Origin of the sequence: Streptomyces sp. NPDC046716 (assembly GCF_040645755.1) — a bacterium.
Classification (GTDB): domain Bacteria; phylum Actinomycetota; class Actinomycetes; order Streptomycetales; family Streptomycetaceae; genus Streptomyces.
This window is the reverse complement of sequence record NZ_JBEYYU010000016.1, coordinates 105698-127146: the sequence shown is the minus strand read 5'-3', so window position 1 is coordinate 127146 and position 21449 is coordinate 105698. Positions and strand designations below refer to the sequence as shown.

19 protein-coding genes are annotated in these 21449 nt (G+C 72.4%); 16 read left to right on the top strand and 3 right to left on the bottom strand.

Annotated features, from left to right (window positions below; translation table 11 throughout):
- Positions 1-76 precede the first annotated feature (76 nt).
- Both ABZ930_RS15195 and ABZ930_RS15190 read right to left on the bottom strand, forming a co-directional pair.
- Positions 77-838, bottom strand: coding sequence for a DeoR/GlpR family DNA-binding transcription regulator (locus ABZ930_RS15195; RefSeq protein ID WP_361547187.1), 762 nt, complete (start codon positions 836-838; stop codon positions 77-79).
- Between the two features lie 260 nt (positions 839-1098).
- Positions 1099-1944 carry an NAD(P)-dependent oxidoreductase gene (locus ABZ930_RS15190; RefSeq protein ID WP_361547184.1) on the bottom strand — a complete coding sequence of 282 codons (846 nt, stop codon included), beginning with the start codon at positions 1942-1944 and terminating at the stop codon, positions 1099-1101.
- Positions 1945-2143: 199 nt separating this feature from the next.
- Between ABZ930_RS15190 and ABZ930_RS15185 the strand changes: the two genes are divergently transcribed.
- From ABZ930_RS15185 to ABZ930_RS15175, 3 genes are all read left to right on the top strand, one after another.
- Positions 2144-3124: a 5-dehydro-4-deoxyglucarate dehydratase gene (locus ABZ930_RS15185; protein WP_361547181.1), complete on the top strand. Its 981-nt coding sequence runs from the start codon at positions 2144-2146 to the stop codon at positions 3122-3124.
- Entirely contained in the window at positions 3121-4317 is a 1197-nt protein-coding gene (locus ABZ930_RS15180) for a hypothetical protein (protein ID WP_361547178.1), read from the top strand. The genes ABZ930_RS15185 and ABZ930_RS15180 overlap by 4 nt, the downstream gene beginning before the upstream one ends.
- An 82-nt stretch (positions 4318-4399) precedes the next feature.
- Positions 4400-4984 (top strand): TIGR03086 family metal-binding protein, encoded by a 585-nt coding sequence (locus ABZ930_RS15175; protein WP_361547175.1) that lies wholly within the window; start codon positions 4400-4402, stop codon positions 4982-4984.
- Here ABZ930_RS15175 and ABZ930_RS15170 read toward each other — a convergent pair.
- Positions 4953-6158, bottom strand: a complete 1206-nt coding sequence (locus ABZ930_RS15170; protein WP_361547172.1) for an MFS transporter — start codon at positions 6156-6158, stop codon at positions 4953-4955. The two genes, ABZ930_RS15175 and ABZ930_RS15170, sit on opposite strands and share 32 nt — an antisense overlap.
- A gap of 225 nt (positions 6159-6383) precedes the next feature.
- Here ABZ930_RS15170 and ABZ930_RS15165 point away from each other — a divergent pair, with 225 nt between their 5' ends.
- The 13 genes from ABZ930_RS15165 to ABZ930_RS15105 all read left to right on the top strand — a co-directional run bounded on the left by ABZ930_RS15165 (position 6384) and on the right by ABZ930_RS15105 (position 21413).
- The gene (locus ABZ930_RS15165; RefSeq protein ID WP_361547169.1) at positions 6384-7046 is read left to right on the top strand and encodes a GntR family transcriptional regulator; all 663 of its coding nucleotides are present in this window, start codon (positions 6384-6386) and stop codon (positions 7044-7046) included.
- Positions 7043-7960 carry a dihydrodipicolinate synthase family protein gene (locus ABZ930_RS15160; RefSeq protein WP_361547166.1) on the top strand — a complete coding sequence of 306 codons (918 nt, stop codon included), beginning with the start codon at positions 7043-7045 and terminating at the stop codon, positions 7958-7960. Before ABZ930_RS15165 ends, ABZ930_RS15160 begins: the two co-directional genes overlap by 4 nt.
- On the top strand, positions 7957-9702 hold the full coding sequence (gene araD / locus ABZ930_RS15155; protein ID WP_361547163.1) for an L-arabinonate dehydratase: 1746 nt from the start codon (positions 7957-7959) through the stop codon (positions 9700-9702). The genes ABZ930_RS15160 and araD overlap by 4 nt, the downstream gene beginning before the upstream one ends.
- Positions 9703-9821: 119 nt before the next feature.
- A complete protein-coding gene (locus tag ABZ930_RS15150; protein WP_361547160.1) occupies positions 9822-10766 on the top strand; it encodes a sugar ABC transporter permease in 945 nt (314 codons plus the stop codon).
- Between the two features lie 38 nt (positions 10767-10804).
- Entirely contained in the window at positions 10805-11674 is an 870-nt protein-coding gene (locus tag ABZ930_RS15145; RefSeq protein ID WP_361547244.1) for a carbohydrate ABC transporter permease, read from the top strand.
- Positions 11675-11679: 5 nt separating this feature from the next.
- Complete coding sequence (locus tag ABZ930_RS15140; RefSeq protein ID WP_361547157.1) at positions 11680-12885, top strand: Gfo/Idh/MocA family oxidoreductase; 1206 nt, start codon at positions 11680-11682, stop codon at positions 12883-12885.
- The gene (locus ABZ930_RS15135; protein ID WP_361547154.1) at positions 12882-13733 is read left to right on the top strand and encodes a PmoA family protein; all 852 of its coding nucleotides are present in this window, start codon (positions 12882-12884) and stop codon (positions 13731-13733) included. Before ABZ930_RS15140 ends, ABZ930_RS15135 begins: the two co-directional genes overlap by 4 nt.
- The gene (locus ABZ930_RS15130) at positions 13730-15322 is read left to right on the top strand and encodes a family 43 glycosylhydrolase (RefSeq protein WP_361547152.1); all 1593 of its coding nucleotides are present in this window, start codon (positions 13730-13732) and stop codon (positions 15320-15322) included. Before ABZ930_RS15135 ends, ABZ930_RS15130 begins: the two co-directional genes overlap by 4 nt.
- A gap of 102 nt (positions 15323-15424) precedes the next feature.
- Entirely contained in the window at positions 15425-16774 is a 1350-nt protein-coding gene (locus ABZ930_RS15125) for a sugar ABC transporter substrate-binding protein (RefSeq protein ID WP_361547149.1), read from the top strand.
- A 90-nt stretch (positions 16775-16864) separates the two neighbouring features.
- Positions 16865-17689 carry a rhamnogalacturonan acetylesterase gene (locus tag ABZ930_RS15120; protein WP_361547146.1) on the top strand — a complete coding sequence of 275 codons (825 nt, stop codon included), beginning with the start codon at positions 16865-16867 and terminating at the stop codon, positions 17687-17689.
- 18 nt (positions 17690-17707) lie between these two features.
- The gene (locus ABZ930_RS15115) at positions 17708-19006 is read left to right on the top strand and encodes a pectate lyase (protein WP_361547143.1); all 1299 of its coding nucleotides are present in this window, start codon (positions 17708-17710) and stop codon (positions 19004-19006) included.
- 287 nt (positions 19007-19293) lie between these two features.
- A complete protein-coding gene (locus ABZ930_RS15110) occupies positions 19294-20388 on the top strand; it encodes a pectinesterase family protein (protein ID WP_361547140.1) in 1095 nt (364 codons plus the stop codon).
- A 35-nt stretch (positions 20389-20423) separates the two neighbouring features.
- The gene (locus ABZ930_RS15105; RefSeq protein ID WP_361547241.1) at positions 20424-21413 is read left to right on the top strand and encodes a pectinesterase family protein; all 990 of its coding nucleotides are present in this window, start codon (positions 20424-20426) and stop codon (positions 21411-21413) included.
- Positions 21414-21449 lie beyond the last annotated feature (36 nt).

Here is a 21449-nt window from a genome sequence, read left to right as displayed (position 1 = left end):
GATGAGTCGCTCCGCTGACGGGTGTGCGGGTCCGGCTTCCGTGCGCGGCACGGAAGCTGACGGTCGGTTCGGGGAGTCAGGCGCGGATGACCTGCGGGCCCATCAGTGAGTAGCGGTGTGCTTCGGAGACGGGCAGCTGCGTGCTCGTCACGATCGTCTCCAGGGCGCCCACGGGCGCGAACCGGCAGAAGCTGACCGCGCCGAACTTGGTGTGCACGCCCGCGAAGACCGTGCGCCGTGACGCCCGGATCGCCTGTGCCTTGACTTCGCTGACCGCCGGGTCGGGGGTGGTCAGACCGTGGTCGCGGCTGATGCCGTTGGCGCCGATGTAGGCGAGGTCGATGACGAAGCCGGCGAGCATCTTCGTCGTCCAGTGGTCCACGGTGGCGAGCGTGCCCGCGCGGACCCGCCCGCCGAGCAGCAGGACCGAGGTGTTCGGGGCCTCGGCCAGCGCGCCCGCCGTGGACAGGGACGCCGTGACGACGGTCAGCGGCCGGTCGCGCGGCAGCGCCTCCGCGATGAGCTGCGGGGTGAACCCCTCGTCGACGAAGACCGTCTCCGCGTCGCCGAGCAGTTCGGCGGCGGCCGTCGCGATCCGCCGTTTCTCCGGTACGTGCATGGTGGTGCGGAACGCGAGCGTCGTCTCGAACCCGGCGCTCTCCACCGGGTACGCCCCGCCGTGCGTGCGCCGGACCAGACCGTGGTCCTCCAGGGCGCGCAGATCGCGGCGGACCGTCTCCTTGGCGACGCCCAGTTCGGCCGCGAGCTCGGTGACGTCGACACTGCCGGTGCGGCGCGCCGCGCGTACGATCTCCCGCTGCCGTTCCTCGGCGCTCATCTCGCCCCTCCGTGCCCTGGTGCCATGGTGCCCGTTCGGGCCCGGTGGGGCCCGCTCCGGAATTTCTACCGGCGGCACGGAGTGGTGACCAGGTCTGTTGCGGAAGCGATAGGGACCGTTTCTGTCCGTTTCAGGGCGCGGCTGCCCGGCGCGGACCAGGGCGGGAGCCGGGAATCATGTGGGTTCGGGCGGGGCGGATGCCCGTTCCCCGGGGCGGGCGGGCCCGTTTGGTGACCGGATGGTCCACGGGGGCGGGTGGGTCAGTAGGGCCAGATCGGCGGGTCGTTGATGAAACGCCCGCCCATGTACCGGTGTGCCGGATTGTCGTCGCTGAGCGGGCCGAACTCGGCGAGCAGCTTCTCCGCGTACGCCTCGGAGTCGTCCTGCGGCTCGTAGCCGAGGGCGCGGGCGCTCGACAGGTCCCACCAGACGCGGGTGTTGGCGGAGGAGCCGTAGACGACGGTGTGGCCGACGTCCGGCGCGGACAGCGCCGCGTGGAAGAGCCGGGCGCCGTCGCCGGGGCTCATCCAGACCGACATCATGCGGACGTCGGTGGGCTCGCGGAAGCAGGAGCCGATCCGGACCGACACCGTCTCGATGCGGTGCTGGTCCCAGTAGAACTGGGCCAGATCCTCGCCGAACGACTTGGACAGGCCGTAGAAGGTGTCGGGGCGGCGGAGCGTCGAGACCGGGACCAGGGGGTCGCCGTCCTCGGTGCGCGGGCGCGGGGTGTAGCCGATCGCGTGGTTGGAGGAGGCGAAGACGACGCGGGGCGCCGTGCCGTCGGCGCGGGCCCCGCCCTCCGCGCGGACCGCCTCGTAGAGCCGCTGGGTGCCCCTGATGTTCGACTCGACGATCTTGTCGAAGGTCGACTCCAGGGAGATGCCCGCCAGGTGCAGGACGCCGTCGACGCCGCGTACCGCCTCGCGCAGCGCCTCCGTGTCGTTCAGGTCCGCGACGATCGCGTCCGGCGCGTCCGGTACGGGCCGGACGTCCAGCAGGCGCAGGGTGTACCCGTGCCGCGGCAGCAACTCGCGCATCAGGGTGCCGAGTCCGCCGGCGGCGCCGGTGAGCAGGAGGGTGCGGGGCGCGGAGGGGACTGACATGTGCGAGTTCTCCATGTCCATGCGTGAGCGGCATTCACATTCGTGGACACGCTAAGGAGGTGGCCCCGCTCCGTCAAGGTCCCGCCGAGTTCGGACGCTTGACCGTCTGCTTTGGGGCGGCTTACGGTACATGCGTTCAGAAATATAAACGCTGATCAGAAACATGCACATGCGTGCGTGCAACGCTCAGGGAGAGCCCGTGACGTCAGCCGCCCTCGCCGCTCGACTCGGTGTCCCGAGTGGCCCGCTCTTCTTCCCCGTCACCCCGTACGGGCCGGACGGCGCCGTGGATCTCGACACCTACCGCACCCATGTGCGGCGCGGCGTCGAGGCCGGGGCCGCCGCCGTCTTCGCCTGCTGCGGCACCGGGGAGTTCCACGCGCTCGCGCCCGAGGAGTTCGAGGCGTGCGTGGCCGCCGCGGTCGAGGCGACCGACGGACGGGTGCCGGTGGTCGCGGGCGCCGGCTACGGCACCGCGCTCGCCGTCCGCTATGCGCGCGCGGCCGAACGGGCGGGTGCGGACGGCCTGTTGGCGATGCCGCCCTACCTCGTCGTCGCCGGGCAGGAGGGCCTGCTGCGGCACTACACCGAGCTGGCCGACGCGACCTCCCTCGACGTCATCGTCTACCAGCGCGACAACGCCGTGTTCACCCCGGAGACCGTCGTCGCGCTCGCCCGCCACCCGAAGGTCATCGGACTCAAGGACGGACTCGGCGACCTCGACCTGATGCAGCGGACCGTGAGCGCGGTGCGCGCCTCCGGAGTGCGCGACGACTTCCTCTACTTCAACGGGCTGCCCACCGCCGAACTCACCATGCTCGCCTACCGGGGCATCGGCATCACCCTCTACTCCTCCGCCGTGTTCTGCTTCGCGCCCGAGATCGCGCAGGCCTTCCACAAGGCGGTGAACACCGGCGACGACACCACGGTGAACGCGCTGCTCGACGGCTTCTACCGGCCGCTCGTCGAACTGCGCAACCAGGGGCGGGGCTACGCGGTCGCGCTGGTGAAGGCCGGGGTACGGTTGCGCGGGCTCGACGTCGGCGAGGTCCGCCCGCCGCTGCACGAGCCGACCGGGGAGCACGTCAAACAACTCGCCGAACTCATCGACCGGGCAGGAGAGTTGCTGGACCGGCCGAGCACGCCCGGTGCCGCCGCGAGTGAGGAGCAGGACGCGTGAAGACCTCCGCCTTCGTCTACCCCTGGGACGTCGTCGGCGACCCGGACGCCGCCCGCCGCATCGCCGGCCTCGGCGTCCAGCAGGTCACCCTCGCCGCCGCCTACCACTCGACCCGCGCCCTCACCCCCCGCCACCCCCGGCACCGCGTCGTCACCGCGGAACACGCCTCCGTGCTCTATCCGGTCGACGAACAGCGCTGGGCGGGTGCCGAGTTGAGGCCGTACGCGGCCGGGGACTGGGCGCCCGGCGACGCCTGGGGCGAGGCCGCCGCCGCGCTCGCCGACGCCGGTCTCGAGGTGCACACCTGGGTCGTCCTCGCCCACAACTCGCGCCTGGGCGCCGAACATCCGGACACCTCGGTCGTCAACGCCTACGGCGACCGCTACCCGTGGGCCCCCTGCATCGCCCGCCCCGCCACCCGCGCCTACCTCGTCGCCCTCGCCGCCGAGGCCGCCACCCGGCCCGGCGCCCGCGGCACCGAACTCGAATCGCTCGGCTGGTACGGCCTCGCGCATCTGCACGCCCACGACAAGACCGGCGGCGTCGGCCTCGGCGAGGCCGGGCAGTACCTGATGTCGCTCTGCTTCTGCCCGGACTGCCGGAGCGGCTACGCCCGACACGGCCTGGACGCCGATGAGCTGCGCCACTCGGTGCGGGCCGCCCTGGAGCCCGTATGGCGGGGCGAGGCCGCCGACGACGGCTGGGGGAGCGTCGAGAAGCTGCTCGGCGCCGCACCGGCCGCCGCCACCCGCGCCTACCGCGACGCCACCGCCCGCAGCCTCCAGGAAGCCGCGGTGGCGGCGGTACGGGAAGCGGCCCCGGCCGGCTTCCAGGTCCTGCTCCACGCCGACCCCGTCTCCTACCACTGCGGCGCCAACGCCGGCGTGGACCCCGCGCACATCCTGGCCGTCGCCGACGGGGTGGTCGTGCCGTGCACGGGCGGCGCAGGGCTGCTGAAGCCCTTCGCCGAGGAGGACGCGCAGCACGAGCAGGACACGCAGGACGGGCGGGGCCGGGCGGTGCTCGCCGCGAACCTCACCGTCGTACGGGGCATGGGCGGCAGCCCCCACACCCTCGCCGCCGACGCGCGGGCCGCCCGCGAGCTGGGCGCGAGCGAGCTGCGGCTCTACCACGCGGGACTGGCCTCGGACGCGGACCTCGGCCTCGTCACGGCGGCCCTCGCGGAGCTGTGAGGGGCGGCACCGATGAGTTCCGGGCCGCGGCGGGGTCAGTACCGGTGAACACCGGACATCACGCCTCACCGGAAGGGTCACCATGAGTGGCACGACAGTCGACCTCGGCCCCCAGGCCCGGATCGTCGCCCGGCTCGCCCACGGGGTCCGCGAGGACCAGCTCGACCTGCCGACGCCCTGCCCCGACTACGCGGTGCGCCATCTCATCGGCCACCTCGTCGGGCTCGCCGGCGGCCTGCGCGCGACGGCCCGCAAGGAGCGCGCGGACGAGAACACGGCGCAGCCCGGCAGCACCCTGCCCGAGCTCGCCCCGGACTGGCGCGCCGCCCTGCCCAAGGCGCTCGACGAGCTGGTCGAGGCCTGGCGGGACCCCGCCGCCTGGGACGGCACGACCCACGCGGGCGGCCTCGACCTGCCCGGCGCCGTCGCCGGTCTCGTCACCGCCGACGAACTCGTCGTGCACGGCTGGGACCTGGCCCGCGCCACCGGCCAGGAGTACACCCCGGACGAGGCGGCCCTCGGCGCCGCCCACGCGCTGCTCGCCCCCGCCGTGGAGGACAGCGGGCGCGGCGGTCTGTTCGGCCCGGTCGTCGCGGTGTCCGAGGGCGCGTCGCTCACCGACCGGGTCGTCGGCCTCAGCGGCCGCGATCCGGGCTGGCGCCCGTAGGCCCCCCGGGCCGGGCCCCCGCCCCCGCGGCGCAGGCCACCGCCAGGCCGGCCGCGCCCACCACCGGCAGCAGCACCCCGGGCGGCGCCACCGCCACCAGACCCGCGCCCGCCGCGAGCGCCACCGCGGTCGGCGTGAACAGCACGGTGTGCGCCGCCGCCGTCACCCGGCCGAGCAGCGCGTCCGGCGTCGCGCGCTGCACCGTCGTCAGGGCCGCCACCAGCGGGCACGGCAGCCCGCACCCGATCGCCGCGCCGCCCGCCAGCGCCGCCGCGTCGTACGGCACCGCCCGCACCGCCGTGCCGAGCGCGAACAGCGCGATGCCGTACGCCGCGAACCGGTGCGGGCCGAGCCGCCGCAGCAGCGGGCCCGTCAGCAGACCCGACGCCACGGAGCCCGCGCCCTGCACCGCGTAGAGCACCCCCGTGTACGACGGCGCGCGGCCCAGCGCCCCGACGACCGCGAACAGCGACCCGGCGGCGATCCCCGACAGGAACATGGCGGCGCCCCCGGCCAGGACGAGGCGGCGCAGCGGCGGCCGCGCCCACAACTCCCGTACGCCGTCCAGGGCCCGGAGCCGGACGCGGCGCACCCGGGGCTCCGTCCGGGGGCCCGCGATGGACGCGAACAGGCCCGCCGCGAGCGCGAACGTCACCGCGTCGAGCAGCGCCACCCGCGCCCCGCCGAACGCCGTGTAGAGCGCGGCCCCGGTGAGCGGCGCGAGGATCTTCGTGCCCTCGTTCACCGACATGCGCAGCCCGTTCAGGTCACCGAGCACGTCCCCGGGCACGGCGCCCGCCACGAACGCCGACTCCGCCGCCTCCGTGACCACCCCGCACGCCCCGTACAGGACCAGCACCGTGAACAGGATCCACAACCGGTCCGGGCCGTCGACCGCGAGGAGCGCGAGGAGGAGCACGGCCAGGGACGCGTTCACCACCACGAGCAGCCGCCCGCGCCGGAACCGGTCCGCGACCGCGCCCAGCCAGGGGCCCGCCAGGGTCGGCGCCCACAGCGCGCTCACGCACAGCGCCGCCAGGGCGTCCGAGCCGGTCAGCTCCTTCGTCCAGACCCCCGCCACCAGCCACAGCGCACCGGTGCCGAAGCCGGACACGAAGACGGCGAGCAGATAACGGGAGGCGGATCGGTCGCGCAGCACGGTCGGAGTCGTCATGGCAGCTCAGGCTGCGGCTAAGGCCCCGCTTCCGGGATCGGTCAACTGCCCTAATCCGCCCGGCGTTCGGGCCGAAGTCCTCCCGGTTGCAACTTCTTTTGCCGGAAGCGTTGACGAAACAACTTCGTGCTTCTAGCTTCAACGCGTCGTACTTCGTACGTCATATATGAGACGCGATACGTGATACGCGGTACCCGGTACCCCGGCCCACACCGAGAGGCGCGCATGACCTCTGTGCCCACCCCGATTCCCTCCCGCACCCAGTTCGTCCTGGAGGAGATCAAGCGCCGCATCCTGACCGGCCAGTTGAGACCCGGCCAGGCCCTGGTCGAGACCGACCTGGCCGCGCAGTTCGGGGTCTCCAAGACGCCGGTGCGCGAGGCGCTCAAGACGCTCGCCGGGACCGGACTCGTCGTGATGAACCAGTACAAGGGCGTCACGGTGCGCATGGTGGACGCGGACATGGCCCGCGAGGTCTACGACGTGCGCCTCCTCCTCGAACCGGAGGCCCTGCGCCGCACCGTGCGCCGCAAGGCGTCCCTCGACGACGCCCGCGACGCCCTGCGCGCCGCCGACACCGCGGCCGACACCGCCCAGCGCTCGCTCGCCAACCGGGAGTTCCACCGCGCCCTCTACGCCCCCTGCGGCAACCCGCTGCTCGGCCGGATGCTCGACGAGGTGCGCGACCAGGCCGCGCTGGTCTCCGCGGTGGCCTGGGCCGCCGACCCGTCCTGGGAGCGGGAGGCCGCCGAGCACCGGGAGATCCTCGAACTCGCGCTGGCCGGAGACGCGCAGGGCGCCTCGCGCGCACTGCGCGACCACATCGCGTCGTTCGTGCAGCGGGCCTTCCCCGAGGCCAGTGAAGAAGAGAGTGAGCAGCCGTCATGACCGCGCCGAAGGCTTCGTTCGAGATCCAGCGGGCCGCGCTCGCCGACGTCGTGGCGATCCCGGTGACACCGTTCGCCGCGGACGGCGCCGTCGACGTGCCGGTCCTGCGGACCCTGCTGCGCCGCCTGCTCGACGGCGGCGTGCGCATCCTCACGCCGAACGGCAACACCGGTGAGTTCTACGCCCTGACCGCCGACGAGCGCCGCCTGGTCGCCGAGGTCACCCTCGACGAGGCGGGCTCCTCGGCCGCCGTCCTGGCCGGCGTCGGCCACGACGTGCCGACCGCGATCGACGCCGCCCGGCACGCCCGGGACCACGGCGCGCAGATGGTGATGGTGCACCAGCCGGTCCACCCGTACGTCTCCGAGGGCGGCTGGGTCGACTACCACCGGGCCGTCGCCGACGCGGTGCCCGAGCTCGGCGTCGTCCCCTACATCAAGAACGCCACGCTGCCGGGCGCCCGGCTCGCCGAACTCGGCGCGGCCTGCCCGAACGTGATCGGCGTCAAGTACGCCGTCCCGGACGCCGCGCGCTTCGCCGCCTTCGCCCGTGACGCGGGCCTCGACCGGTTCGTGTGGGTGGCCGGGCTCGCCGAACCGTACGCCCCCTCCTACTTCTCGGCCGGTGCCACCGGCTTCACCTCCGGCCTGGTGAACGTCGCCCCGAGCGTCTCGCTGTCCATGATCGAAGCGCTTCGATCCGGCGACTATCCGGCCGCGATGAAGGTCTGGGAGCAGATCCGCCGCTTCGAGGAGCTGCGCGCCGCCGACGCCTCCGCCAACAACGTCTCCGTCGTCAAGGAGGCCCTTGCCTCGCTCGGCCTGTGCCGCCGCGACGTCCGGCCCCCGAGCCAGGAGTTGCCGCAGGCGCAGCGCGCCGAGGTGGCCGGGATCGCGGCGGGGTGGTCCATATGACCGCCGCCCCCGACCGCCCGCGGCTCGCCCCCGAGGAGCTGCGCTCCCACCAGTGGTACGGCACCGAGGGCGCCCTGCGCACCTGGTCGCACAACGCCCGGATGCGCCAACTCGGTTACGAGGCCGAGGAGTACCGGGGTCGCCCGGTGATCGCCGTCCTCAACACGTGGTCCGACATCAACCCCTGCCACGTCCACCTGCGCGAGCGCGCCCAGGCGGTCAAGCGGGGCGTGTGGCAGGCGGGCGGTTTCCCGCTGGAGTTCCCCGTCTCCACGCTCTCGGAGACGTACCAGAAGCCGACCCCGATGCTCTACCGCAACCTCCTCGCCATGGAGACGGAGGAGCTTCTGCGCTCCTATCCGGTGGACGCGGCCGTGCTGCTCGGCGGCTGCGACAAGTCGACCCCGGCGCTCCTCATGGGCGCCACCTCCGCCGACGTCCCCGCCCTCTTCGTGCCCGCCGGTCCGATGCTCCCGGGCCACTGGCGCGGCGAGACCCTCGGCTCCGGCACCGACATGTGGAAGTACTGGGACGAGCACCGCGCGGGCAATCTCACCGACTGCGAACTGCGCGAACTCCAGGGCGGGTTGGCACGGTCGCCCGGGCACTGCATGACCATGGGGACCGCCTCCACCATGACCGCGGCCGCCGAGGTCCTCGGCATGACGCTGCCCGGCGCGTCCTCCGTCCCCGCCGTCGACTCCGCGCACGAACGGATGGCCGCCGCCTCCGGGCGCCGCGCCGTCGAGCTGGCCTGGACCGCGCTCAGGCCCTCCGAGATCCTCACCCGCGAGGCCTTCGACGACGCCGTCACCACCGTGCTCGGCCTCGGCGGCTCCACCAACGCCGTCATCCACCTGATCGCGATGGCCGGCCGCGCGGGCGTCGCGCTCACCCTCGACGACTTCGACCGCATCGCCCGCACCGTGCCCGTCCTCGCCAACGTGCGGCCGGGTGGACAGACGTACCTCATGGAGGACTTCCACTTCGCCGGCGGACTGCCCGCCTTCCTCTCCCGGATCACCGACCTGCTGCACCTCGAACGGCCCACGGTGAACGGCACGCTGGGCACACAGATCGAGGACGCCGCCGTCCACGACGACGACGTCATCCGCACCCGCGACAACCCGGTCGCCGCCGAGGGCGGCGTCGCCGTCCTGCGCGGCAACCTCTGTCCCGACGGCGCCGTCATCAAGCACATCGCCGCCGAGCCGCACCTGCTCAAGCACACCGGGCCCGCCGTCGTCTTCGACGACTACAAGACGATGCAGCGCACCATCAACGACCCGGAGCTGGGCATCACCGCGGACAGCGTCCTGGTGCTGCGGGGCTCCGGCCCCAAGGGCGGACCCGGCATGCCCGAGTACGGCATGCTGCCGATCCCCGACCACCTGCTCAAGCAGGGCGTACGGGACATGGTGCGGATCTCCGACGCCCGGATGAGCGGCACCAGTTACGGGGCGTGCGTCCTGCACGTGGCCCCCGAGTCGTACATCGGCGGTCCGCTCGCGCTCGTCCGCACCGGCGACCGCATCACCCTCGACGTGGCCGCCCGCAGCCTCCGGCTCGACGTCGGCGACGAGGAGCTGGCGCGCCGCCGGGCCGAGTGGAGCGCGCCGCCCGAGCGGTACGAGCGCGGCTACGGCGCGCTCTACAACGAGCAGATCACGCAGGCCGACACCGGCTGCGACTTCGCCTTCCTGGCCAGGCCGGGAAAGGTGCCGGACCCGTACGCGAGCTGAGACCGCGGCCGGGCGGGACCCGGCCCCGGCTCCCCATGATCGACATCTCGAACATCGTCCGCGAAGCGCTTCACCCGCACGACGTACCGACCTGAGCCACTGAGAACGGAGTTCCCGTCATGGCCCAAGCCGCAGCCGTGGCCAAAGCCCCGCCGGCCGGACCGCCGCCCCGGCGCCGCCGCACGTCCGCCACCCCGCGCAGGCTGCCGTATCTGCTGATCGCGCCCGCCGGTCTGCTGATGCTGGGCTTCATCGCGTACCCCGTCATCAGCGTCTTCTACTACAGCCTGCAGCACTACAACCCCACCAAGCCCTGGCGGAACGGTTTCGCGGGCTTCGACAACTTCGTCACCGCGTTCACCAGTGACCCCGACTTCTGGAGCACGCTGGGCTTCAGCCTCCAGTGGGTCGTGGTGCAGGTCGTCCTGCAACTCCTGCTCGGGCTCGGTCTCGCGCTGGTCGTGAACCAGACGTTCATCGGCCGCGGCCTCGCCCGCGCCCTGGTCTTCTCGCCCTGGGCCGTCTCCGGCGTGCTGACCTCGTCCATCTGGATGCTGCTCTACAACTCCCAGACGGGCATCACCCGTTACCTCGCCGACGCGGGCATCGGCAGCTACGGGACGTCGTGGCTGTCCGACACCGCGACCGTCTTCCCGGCCGTCGTCACCGCCGAACTCTGGCGCGGCGTACCGTTCTTCGCGATCCTCATCCTCGCCGACCTCCAGTCCGTCTCCAAGGACCTGTACGAGGCCGCGGAGGTGGACGGCGCGAGCAGGATGCGGCAGTTCTTCCACATCACGCTGCCGCACCTGAAGGACGCCATCATCCTGTCCACGCTGCTGCGCGCGGTGTGGGAGTTCAACAACGTCGACCTGCTCTACACCCTCACCGGCGGCGGACCCGCGGGGGAGACGACGACCCTGCCGCTGCGGATCGCCTCCATCGCCGTCGACAGCCACGACTTCGGCTACGCGTCCGCGCTGACCTCCATCGCCTTCGTGATCCTCCTGTTCTGCTCGATGATCTATCTCCGCCTGAGCAAGTTCGGGGGCGACGACAAGTGACCGTCAAGGAAGCGCAGTTGACCGCCACTACCGCCCCGGTGCGCCCGGAGCCCGGCCGCCACCGCCTGGAGATCAAGCCCTCGAAGAAGGGGTCGTCCTGGGACGACGTACCGCGCTGGCAGATCTACGTGCCGCTCGGCGTGTACCTCGTCTTCACGCTGATCCCCTTCTACTGGATGCTGCTGTTCGCGTTCCGGCCCACCGGCTCGACCTCGCTCGTGCCGTGGCCGCTCACCTTCGAGCACTTCGACAAGGTCTGGAACGAGCGGGCGTTCGCCACCTTCTTCCAGAACAGCCTGCTCGTCGGCGTCGCCTCGATGTTCATGACGACCGTCGTGGCGCTGGCCGGCGGCTATGCGCTCGCCCGCTTCAACTTCAAGGTCAAGCGGGCCTTCATGCTGGCGCTGCTGTGCTCGCAGTTCATCCCGGGCGCGCTGATGCTGGTCCCGCTCTTCGAGATCTTCGCCAACCTGAAGATGATCAACTCCCTCGGCAGCGTCATCATCGCCGAGACGGTCTTCCAGCTGCCGCTGACGATGATCCTGATCAGCGGCTTCATCCGGAACGTGCCGCCCTCCCTGGAGGAGGCCGCCTGGGTCGACGGCTGCGGACGCTTCCGCGCCTTCTGCGCCGTCGTCCTGCCGCTGCTGCGGCCCGGACTCATCGCCGTGGGCTCCTTCGCCTTCGTGCACAGCTGGAACCACTTCCTGTTCGCCCTGATGTTCCTCTCGGACCAGAGCAAGCAGACGATCCCGGTCGGCCTCGCCACCCTCATGGGCGCCGACTCCGTCGACCTGGGCGCGCTCGCCGCCGGCGGTGTCGTGGCCGCCGTGCCCGTCGTGATCGTCTTCGCCTTCATCCAGAAGTGGCTCGTCACGGGCTTCAGCGCCGGGGCGGTGAAGGGATGACCACCATGATCCCGGTACCCGTCGTCCTCGCCGGCGCGCGCGGACACGGCCGCTGGCACCTCAACAACATCCGGCGCCTCGCCGACGCGGGCCGCGTCACCCTCGCCGGAGTCTGCGAGCTGAAGCCGCTCGACGACGGCGAACTCGCCGGTTTCGACGGCGTCGCCCAGTCCGCGGACTTCGGCGACCTCCTGGACCGCACCGGCGCCCGCGCCGCCGTGATCTGCACCCCGATCCCGACCCACACCGACCTGGCGCTCACCGCCGCGGCGCGGGGCGTGCACCTGCTCCTGGAGAAGCCGCCCGCGCCGTCGTACGCGGAGTACGAGCGGATGGCGGCCGGAGTCGCCGAGGCCGGTGTCGCCTGCCAGATCGGGTTCCAGTCGCTGGGCTCGCACGCGGTGTCCCAGGTACGAGATCTCGTACGGGACGGAGTCATCGGCGAACCCCTCGGCATCGGCGCCGCCGGAGCCTGGGTCCGCGACGAGGCCTACTTCCGGCGCGCCCCCTGGTCCGGGCGGCGCAGGCTCACGGACGGCACCGGCGGCTCCGTCGACGTGGTCGACGGCGTGCTCACCAACCCCCTCGCCCACGCCGTCGCCACCGGCCTCGCCCTCGACGGCGCGACCGGCGCCGACGACCTGACCGCCATCCGCACCGAACTGTTCCGCGCCAACGCCATCGAGGCCGACGACACCTCGTACGTCTCGATCACGACCCGCACCGGGTCGCGGGTCACCGTCGCCGCGACCCTGTGCGCCGAGCGGCCCGACGAGCCCTACGTCGTCGTGCACGGCAGCCACGGCCGGATCACCTTCTGGTACAAGCAGGACCGCGTCCTCGTGCAGCGCGCCGGACACGGACCGCAGGAGACCACGTACGCCCGTACGGACCTCCTGGAGAACCTGGTCGACCATCTCACCGACCCGGCCGGGGCCACCGGGCTCCTCGTCACCCCCGCCGCGACCGGCGCGTTCATGCGGGTCGTCGAGGCGGTCCGCCGTGCGCCCGACCCGCTCCCGCTGCCCGCCGACGCGTGGCACACGGTGCCCGGCGGCGGGGGCGACGGCACCGTCCGCAGGGTCGTGCGCGGCATCGACGGACTCGTCGCCGCCAGCGCCGACACGCTCACCGGCTTCGCCGGGCTCGGCGCGGACTGGGCCCGGCGGGAGACGGACCCGGCCCGCACGGAACAGGAGGCCGCCCGATGAACCGGATCGCCGCCGCACCCCTCACCCTGCACTGCGCGGGCCGCCCGGTCGCCCGCTACGAGGTCCACGCCGACCTCGGCCGACGCAGCGCACCGCGCCCGTTCCTGCACCCGGTGACCACCCTCGCCGGCATCCCCGTCACGGAGTACGCGCCCGCCGACCACCCGCACCACCTCGGCGTCGGCGTCGCCGTGCCGGACGTCGACGGGCACAACTTCTGGGGCGGGCGGACCTATGTGCGCGGCCGGGGCCCGACCGAACTGGACAACCACGGCGAGCAGCGGCACCGCGAGTTCAAGCTCCGCGACCCGGACGGCTGCGTCGAGGACCTGGACTGGATCGCGGACACGCGCGTGCTGCTGCGCGAGCGCCGCACCGTCGCCGCGACCCGGCTCGCCGACGACGCCTGGGCGCTCGACCTCACCTTCGCGCTCACCAATCCGGGCCACGAGCCCGTCACCGTCGGCAGCCCCGCCACCAACGGCCGCTCCGGCGCCGCCTACGGAGGCTTCTTCTGGCGGGCGCCCAAGGAGAGCGCCCCGCCCACCGTGCGCACCGCGGGCGCCGAGGGCGAGGACGCCGTGCACGGCCGCCCCGCCGACTGGCTCGCCCTGACCGGCGACGGCTGGACGCTGGTCTTCGCCGGGGCCACCGCCGGGACCCGGCGCGACCCGTGGTTCGTGCGCACCGCCGAGTACCCCGGTGTCGGCTCCTCGCTCGCCGCCGAGGAGCGCCTGCCGATCGCCCCCGGCGACACCGCCGTACGCCGGATCGTCACGGTCGTCGCCGACGGCCGCCTCGACCGTGAGCGGACCGCGGCCCTGGTCAGAAAGGCGGTGTCGGCATGAGACCCGGGCCGCGCACCGGTGACCTGGGCGACGGGACGTACCGCAATCCGGTCCTCGCCGCCGACTGGTCCGACCCCGACGTGTGCCGTGTCGGCGACGACTTCTACCTCACCGCCTCCAGCTTCGGCCGCGCGCCGGGACTGCCCCTGCTGCACTCCCGCGACCTCGTCAACTGGACCCTGATCGGACACGCCCTCGACCGCCTCGAACCCACCGAGGCGTTCACGGCGCCGCGCCACGACTGCGGGGTGTGGGCGCCCTCGATCCGGTACCACGACGACCGCTTCTGGATCTTCTGGGGCGACCCCGACCACGGCATCCAGCAGATCAACGCGCCCTCGATCAGGGGCCCTTGGAGCCGCCCGCACCTGCTGAAGGCGGGCAAGGGCCTGATCGACGCCTGCCCGCTGTGGGACGAGGAGAGCGGCGAGGCGTTCCTCGTGCACGCCTACGCCAAGTCGCGGGCCGGCATCAAGAACCGGCTCACCGGCCACCGGATGAGCGCCGACGCCACCGAACTCCTCGACGAGGGAACCCTGTTGGTCGACGGGGACCGGATCCCCGGCTGGTTCACCGTCGAGGGCCCCAAGCTGTACCGGCGCGACGGCTGGTACTGGATCCTCGCCCCGGCCGGCGGCGTGGAGACGGGCTGGCAGGGCGCCTTCCGCTCCCGCTCGTTCTTCGGCCCGTACGAGGAGCGTGTGATCCTCGAACAGGGCGCCACCGACGTCAACGGCCCGCACCAGGGCGGCTGGGTGACGACGCCCACGGGCGAGGACTGGTTCCTGCACTTCCAGCAGCGCGGCGCGTACGGGCGTGTGGTCCATCTCCAGCCGATGCGCTGGGACGCGCGCGGGTGGCCGGTGCTCGGCGCCGAGGACGCGCCCGGCGTCCCCGTGCGCGTCCACCCCAAGCCGGATCTGCCCGCGCAGCCGGTCACGGCGCCCGCCGCCGACGACGACTTCCCCGGCGGCCGGTTCGGCCGGCAGTGGCAGTGGACCGCCAACCCCCGCGACGGCCTCGCGACGGCGCACGGCGGCGACGGACTGCGCCTGACCTGCGTGCGCTCCGCCGACGGGGTGCGCGACCTGCGCCGCGTCCCGCACGTCCTCACCCAGCGCCTGCCCCTGGCACCCTCCCGGATCGAGGTCGGCCTCCGCCTCGACGCCACAACTCCAGGCGCCCGAGCGGGACTTGTCGTACTGGGCGACGCCTACTCCTGGATCGGCCTGGAGCGCGCCGCCGACGGCACCGTCCACGTCGTGCACCGGTTCACCGAGGGACCGACCGCCTACACCGAGCGCGCCGCCGCCCGCCCGCGCCCGGCGCCGGACGGCACGGCGCGGCTGCGCATCGACCTCTCCGACGGGGCGCGCTGCCGCTTCCTCGTCGACACCGGCGACGGATTCCGGCCCTCGGGCCAGATGTTCGCCGCACTGCCGTGGCGCTGGGTCGGAGCACTGCTCGGCCTGTTCGCCGCGGCCCCGGACGGGGCGGTTCCCGGCGGTACGGGACCCGCCGGGACCGCCCTCTTCACCGGCTTCCGCAGCACCGAAGCCACCTCACAGGCCCCCGTGCCATCCAGCTGATCCGCCTGATCCGCCTGATCCGCCTGATCCGCCTGATCCGCCTGATCCGCCTGATCCGTCTGCTCCGCCTGATCCGTCCGATCCAGAAGAAGAGAGCCGATCATGAACATCCGCATGCGCAAAGGCGCGCTCCGTACCGGCACCGCCGTGACCCTGTCCACGCTGCTCGCCCTGACCGCCACCGCCTGTGGCGACGACGGCTCCGGCTCCGGCGGCGACAAGGGCGACGAGGGCTCCGGCAAGGGCACGATCACCTTCTGGGACAACAACACGGCCGTGCGCCGGGACGTCTGGATGGAGATCATCAAGGACTTCGAGAAGAAGTACCCCGACATCAAGGTCAAGTACGTCGGCATCCCCGCGGAGAACGTGCAGTCCAAGTACGACACCGCCATCCAGGGCGGCGGCCTGCCCGACGTCGGCGGGGTGGGCACCGCGATGCTCGCCACGCTCACCGCGCAGAACGCCCTGGAACCGGTCGGCGACCGGCTGGCCACCGGCTCCCTCAACGACAAGCTGAACGCCAAGTTCGTGGACTCGGTGAAGGCGGCCGGCGGCGGCAGCGAGCTGTACACGATCCCGACCTCCGCGAACAACGGCGTCCTGTACTACCGCACCGACATGTTCGACAAGGCGGGCCTGGACGCGCCGACCACCTGGTCCAGATTCTTCGAGGCGGCCACGAAGCTCACCCACACGTCGAAGAACCAGTTCGGGTACACCATCCGCGGCGGCGAGGGCTCCATCGCCCAGGCCCTCGACGTGATGTACGGGCAGAGCGGCATCACCTCGTTCTGGGACGCCGACAACGAGAAGACGACCGTCAACGACCCCAAGAACGTCGCCGCGCTGGAGAAGTACGCCGCCCTCTTCAAGAAGGCCACCCCGTCGGCCGACGTCAACAACGACTTCACCAAGATGGTCAGCCAGTGGGACAGCGGCACCATCGGCATGCTCAACCACAACCTGGGCTCCTACGCCGGCCATGTGAAGGCGCTGGGCGCCGACAAGTTCAAGGGCCTGCCGAACCCGACCGGTGACGACGGCACCCGCGTCCAGGTCTCCAACCCGGTCGACGGGCTCGGCCTGTTCAAGGCGGGCAAGAACAAGACGGCCGCCTGGAAGTTCATCGAGTTCGCCGCCTCGCACAGCGAGAACAGCAAGTGGAACGAGTCGGCGGGCCAGATCCCGGCCAACACCGACGCCGCCAAGGACGCCTGGGTCCAGAAGGCCGAGCCCACCCGGCTCGCCGCCGAGGCGCTGGAGTCCGGCTCCACCAAGATCGTGCAGCTGCCGTACTACCTGCCCGACTGGAACACCATCTCCAAGGCCGACAACGAGGCCAACTTCCAGAAGGTCCTGCTCGGCAAGCAGTCCGCGAAGGACTTCCTCGACACCATGGCCGACCAGCTGAACAAGGCCCAGGACGACTGGAAGCAGCAGGCCAACTAGCCGTCGCACGCCGGGCCGGTGGCGGCAGCGCCCTCCGCCGGCCCGGCCACCACGACCCGCACGCACGTCACGAAAGGACGGCGCACCGTCGTGCCGACCACCCGAAGAACCACCCTGGCCGCGCTCGCGGCCCTTCCGCTCACGGCGGCCGCGGCGAGCCGCGCCGCCGCCCGCCCCCGTCCGGCGCACCACCGCACCCTGTTCATCGCCGGGGACTCCACCGCCGCCCAGAAGTACGCCGACGCCGCACCCGAGACGGGCTGGGGCACGGCCCTGCCGTTCTTCCTCGGCGAGCGCGTCCGGGTCGCCAACCACGCGGTCAACGGGCGCAGTTCGAAGAGCTTCCTCGACGAGGGCCGCCTCGACACCGTCCTCGCGGCGATCCGCCCCGGCGACCTCCTCCTCGTCCAGTTCGCCCACAACGACGAGAAGAGCGCCGACCCCACCCGCTACACCGAGCCCTGGTCGACGTACCAGCGGTATCTGCGGCTCTATCTCGACGGAGCCCGCGCCCGGGGCGCCCGGCCGGTGCTCGCGACCCCCGTCGAGCGCAGGAGGTTCGACGCCGACGGCAACGCGCTGCCCACCCACGGCGACTACCCGGCGGCGATGCGCGCCCTCGCGAAGGAGGAGGGCGTCGCGCTGCTCGACATCCAGGCCCTGTCGCTCGCGCTGTGGCAGCGGCTGGGCGTCGAGGAGACGAAGGTCTACTTCAACTGGACCGCCACCGAACAGGACAACACCCACAGCAATCCGCCCGGCGCCATCGCCCTGGCCCGGCTCGTCGCCCGCGAACTGCTGCGCGCCCGGGTGCTGCCCGCCCGCGACGTGCGCCGCACCGGCGACGAGATCGACGAGCTCTCCGACACCTGGCAGTCGCGACTGACCTGGCTGCCCGGCACGACACCCGCCTGATTCGGCAAGGAGCCCACAGTGAACACATACAAATGTCATGGACGCGTCATATCTGGGTTGGTCGGCTGCACGGCCCTGGTCCTCCTCGTCACCGGCACCACGGGCACCGCCCAGGCACACGGCAGGGACACCGGCCGCCAGACCCTCGCCGCGGGCGACGGCTGGGCCTCGGCGACCACCGGCACCACCGGGGGCGCCGCCGCCGACGCCGCGCACGTCTACACCGTCACCACCTGGGCCGGACTGAAGGCCGCCTTCGCCGCCGGCGGCACCGCCCCGAAGATCATCAAGATCAGGGGGACGCTCGACGCGGACGGCTCGACCTGCGACGACTTCGCCGCCGACGGCTACGACCTCGACCAGTACCTCGCCGACTACGACCCGGCCGTCTGGGGCTACGAGAACGAGGTCAGCGGCGAACAGGAGGACCTGAGAGCCACCTCCGCCACCGCCCAGGCCCAGGCCATCAAGGCCAACGTGCCCGCCAACACCACCCTCGTGGGCGTCGGCAAGAACGCCGGCATCGTCGGCGGCAGCCTCCAGATCACCGGCGTCGACAACGTCATCGTGCGCGGACTCACCCTGGAATCACCGCTCGACTGCTTCCCGCAGTGGGACCCGACCGACGGCGACACCGGCAACTGGAACTCCGAGTACGACGCGGCCGTCGTCTACGGCTCCACCCACGTCTGGCTGGACCACAACACCTTCACGGACGGCGACCACCCCGACTCCACGCTGCCCACCTACTACGGCCGCCTCTACCAGCAGCACGACGGCGAACTCGACATCGTCAAGGGCGCCGACTACGTCACCGCGTCCTGGAACGTCTTCGAGGACCACGACAAGACCCTGATGATCGGCAACAGCGACGGCGCCGCCGCCACCGACGAGGGCAGGCTGCGCGTCACCCTGCACCACAACCTCTTCAAGAACCTCGTCGAGCGCGCGCCGCGGGTCCGCTTCGGCCAGGTCGACGCCTACAACAACTCCTACGTCGCGAACGCCGACTACGGCTACTCGTTCGGCATCGGGTTCAAGTCGCAGCTCTACGCGGAGAAGAACTCCTTCACCCTGCCGGACGGGGTCGGCGCCGGCGCGATCCTCCATCGCTGGAACGACTATCCCCTCACCGCGAAGGGGAACGTCGTCAACGGCGTCGGCACCGACGTCATCGCGGCCTACAACGCGGCGAACGCCGATGCTCCGCTGAGGGCCGATGCCGGGTGGACGCCCGAGCTGCGGCTTCACGTGGATGCGGCCAAGTCCGTGAGCCGGCTCGTCGCCCGGGGCGCCGGAGCAGCTCGGCTCCGCTGACCGGACTTCCTGCCCGCCGGCCCGGTGGGGCTTCTCGCGCAGTTCCCCGCGTCCCCGGGTCGTCTCTCACGCGCGCCTTTCGTCGTGGCTGGTCGCGCAGTTCCCCGCGCCCCTGAAGCGAGCTCCGCTCGCTCAGGGGGAGGCGGCGCGAAGCGCCTGCCTCGGGGGCGCGGGGAACTGCGCGAGAAGCGGCCACCGGCCGACAGCCGACCGACAACCCGACAGGGGCGCGGGGAACTGCGCGACCAGCCCCCACCGGACCCGCACCCGTCCACGAAGGAGCCCCCTTGAGCCCCTTGACCCGCCGCGGATTCATCACCGCGGGCATCGGCGTCACCACAGCCCTGGCCACCACCACCCCCGCCCGCGCCGCAGGCAACGGCACCCCCTTCGGCCCCTACGGCACCCCCACCCACCGCAGAGACCCCGACACCGTCTACGTAGACCCCCACGGCCGCGGCGACTTCACCACGGTGCAGGCGGCAGCCACCGCCGCCCACACCCTCGTCCTCGCCCCCGGCGTCTACCGGGAGACGATCACCGCGGCGGTCGCCGACATGACCTGGATCGGCGCGACCGGCAACCCCCGCGACACCGTCGTCGTGTACGACAACGCGGCCGGCACCCAGAAGCCCGACGGCTCGGGCACCTACGGCACCACCGGCTCGGCCACCGTCACCCTGCGCGGCGACGGATTCACCGCCCAGGGCATCACCTTCGCCAACGACTGGCTGCGCGCCGACCACCCCGGCATCACCGGCACCCAGGCCGTCGCCCTCAAGGTGATGGGGGACAGGTCCGCGTTCTTCGACTGCCGCTTCCTCGGCCACCAGGACACCCTCTACGCCGACACCGTCGCCCTGACGGCCTTCGCCCGCCAGTACTTCCGCGACTGCTACGCCGAGGGCGACGTCGACTTCGTCTTCGGGCGGGCGACGGCGGTGTACGACCACTGCCACTTCCGCACCCTCGACCGCACCGACCTGGGCGCCGCCCCGTACGGATTCGTCTTCGCGCCCTCCACGGCGGGCGCGAACCCGCGCGGCTACCTCGTCACGCGATCCCGGATCACGAGCACCGCCCCGGACGCGTACTACAAGCTGGCCCGCCCCTGGGTGCCCAGCTCCGACACCACGGCCGTGCCGTCCCTCGTCGTCCGGGACAGCCGGCTCGGCGCGGGCATCGACGCGGTGGCGCCCTACGCCAACATGTCGGACAGCCACCCGTGGCAGAGCATGCGGTTCGCCGAGTACCGCAACACGGGCCCCGGCGCGACCGTCACCGTCCCGGAGAACCGGCCTCAACTCACCCGGCAGGAGGGCGAGTCCGCGACACCCGCCGCCTATCTCGGCGACTGGACGCCACGGCGGGTACGGCCGTGACGCGCCGCCGCACCGTCCTCGCCGCCGCCGCGGGCGTGCTCGCCGCGACCGCCTTCGCCGCGACGCCTCACCGCGGGCGCACCCTGCACGTCCGTCCCGGCGACTCCGTACAGGCCGCCGTCGACGCGGTCGGCGGCCCCGGCTGGACGATCGTCGTCCATCCGGGAACGTACCGGGAAGTCGTCAACATCCCCGCCAATGCTGCCGAGTTGACGATCCGCGGAGCGGACCGCACCACCGCCTCCGACGCCGTCATCGTCCACGACAACGCCAACGGGACCGTCAAACCCGACGGTTCGGGAACGTACGGCACCGCCGGCTCCGCCACCTTCACCTCCGCCGCACCCGGCCTCACCGTGCGCGGCCTGACCCTCGCCAACGACTGGCTGCGCGCCGACCACCCCGACATCACCGGCACCCAGGCCGTCGCCGCGTACGTCACGGGGGACCGGTCGCTCTTCGACGGCGTACGGTTCCTCGCCCACCAGGACACTCTGTTCGCCGACACCACCGCCCTGGACTCCTTCGACCGGCAGTACTACCGGAACTGCCACATCGAGGGCGACGTCGACTTCGTCTTCGGGCGGGCCCGGGCCGTCTTCGAGCGCTGCCGCCTCCACACTCTCGCGCGCGACGTCGACTTCACACCGAAGGGCATGGTGTTCGCCCCGGCCACGGCCCGCGCGAACCCCTACGGCTTCCTCGCCGCGCGCTGCCGGATCACCTCCGGCGCGGAGGACGCCGCGTACAAGATCGCCCGGCCGTGGGTCCCCACGTACGAGACGACGGCCTGGCCCTCGCTCGTCGTGCGGGACACGTGGATCGGTCCCGGGATCGACCCGGTCACTCCGTACACCACCATGCGCGACGCCTATCCGTGGCAGAGCATGCGCTTCGCCGAGTACCGCAACTCCGGTCCTGGAGCGGTGATCTCGGTGCCCGGGAACCGGCCGCAGCTCACCGCCGACCGGGCCGCCGAGCACACCCGCGCCACCTACCTCGGCGATTGGCGGCCCCATGCCTGAGACGCCCATCGGGCGCCGCAGCTTCGTGACGGGGGC

Coding starts and splice junctions, on each gene's coding strand:
- ABZ930_RS15195 (WP_361547187.1), bottom strand. CDS start 838: ATGAGCGCCGAGGAACGGCAGCGGGAGATCGTACGCGCGGCGCGCCGC.
- ABZ930_RS15190 (WP_361547184.1), bottom strand. CDS start 1,944: ATGTCAGTCCCCTCCGCGCCCCGCACCCTCCTGCTCACCGGCGCCGCC.
- ABZ930_RS15175 (WP_361547175.1), top strand. CDS start 4,400: ATGAGTGGCACGACAGTCGACCTCGGCCCCCAGGCCCGGATCGTCGCC.
- ABZ930_RS15170 (WP_361547172.1), bottom strand. CDS start 6,158: ATGACGACTCCGACCGTGCTGCGCGACCGATCCGCCTCCCGTTATCTG.
- ABZ930_RS15165 (WP_361547169.1), top strand. CDS start 6,384: ATGACCTCTGTGCCCACCCCGATTCCCTCCCGCACCCAGTTCGTCCTG.
- ABZ930_RS15160 (WP_361547166.1), top strand. CDS start 7,043: ATGACCGCGCCGAAGGCTTCGTTCGAGATCCAGCGGGCCGCGCTCGCC.
- araD (WP_361547163.1), top strand. CDS start 7,957: ATGACCGCCGCCCCCGACCGCCCGCGGCTCGCCCCCGAGGAGCTGCGC.
- ABZ930_RS15150 (WP_361547160.1), top strand. CDS start 9,822: ATGGCCCAAGCCGCAGCCGTGGCCAAAGCCCCGCCGGCCGGACCGCCG.
- ABZ930_RS15140 (WP_361547157.1), top strand. CDS start 11,680: ATGATCCCGGTACCCGTCGTCCTCGCCGGCGCGCGCGGACACGGCCGC.
- ABZ930_RS15135 (WP_361547154.1), top strand. CDS start 12,882: ATGAACCGGATCGCCGCCGCACCCCTCACCCTGCACTGCGCGGGCCGC.
- ABZ930_RS15130 (WP_361547152.1), top strand. CDS start 13,730: ATGAGACCCGGGCCGCGCACCGGTGACCTGGGCGACGGGACGTACCGC.
- ABZ930_RS15125 (WP_361547149.1), top strand. CDS start 15,425: ATGAACATCCGCATGCGCAAAGGCGCGCTCCGTACCGGCACCGCCGTG.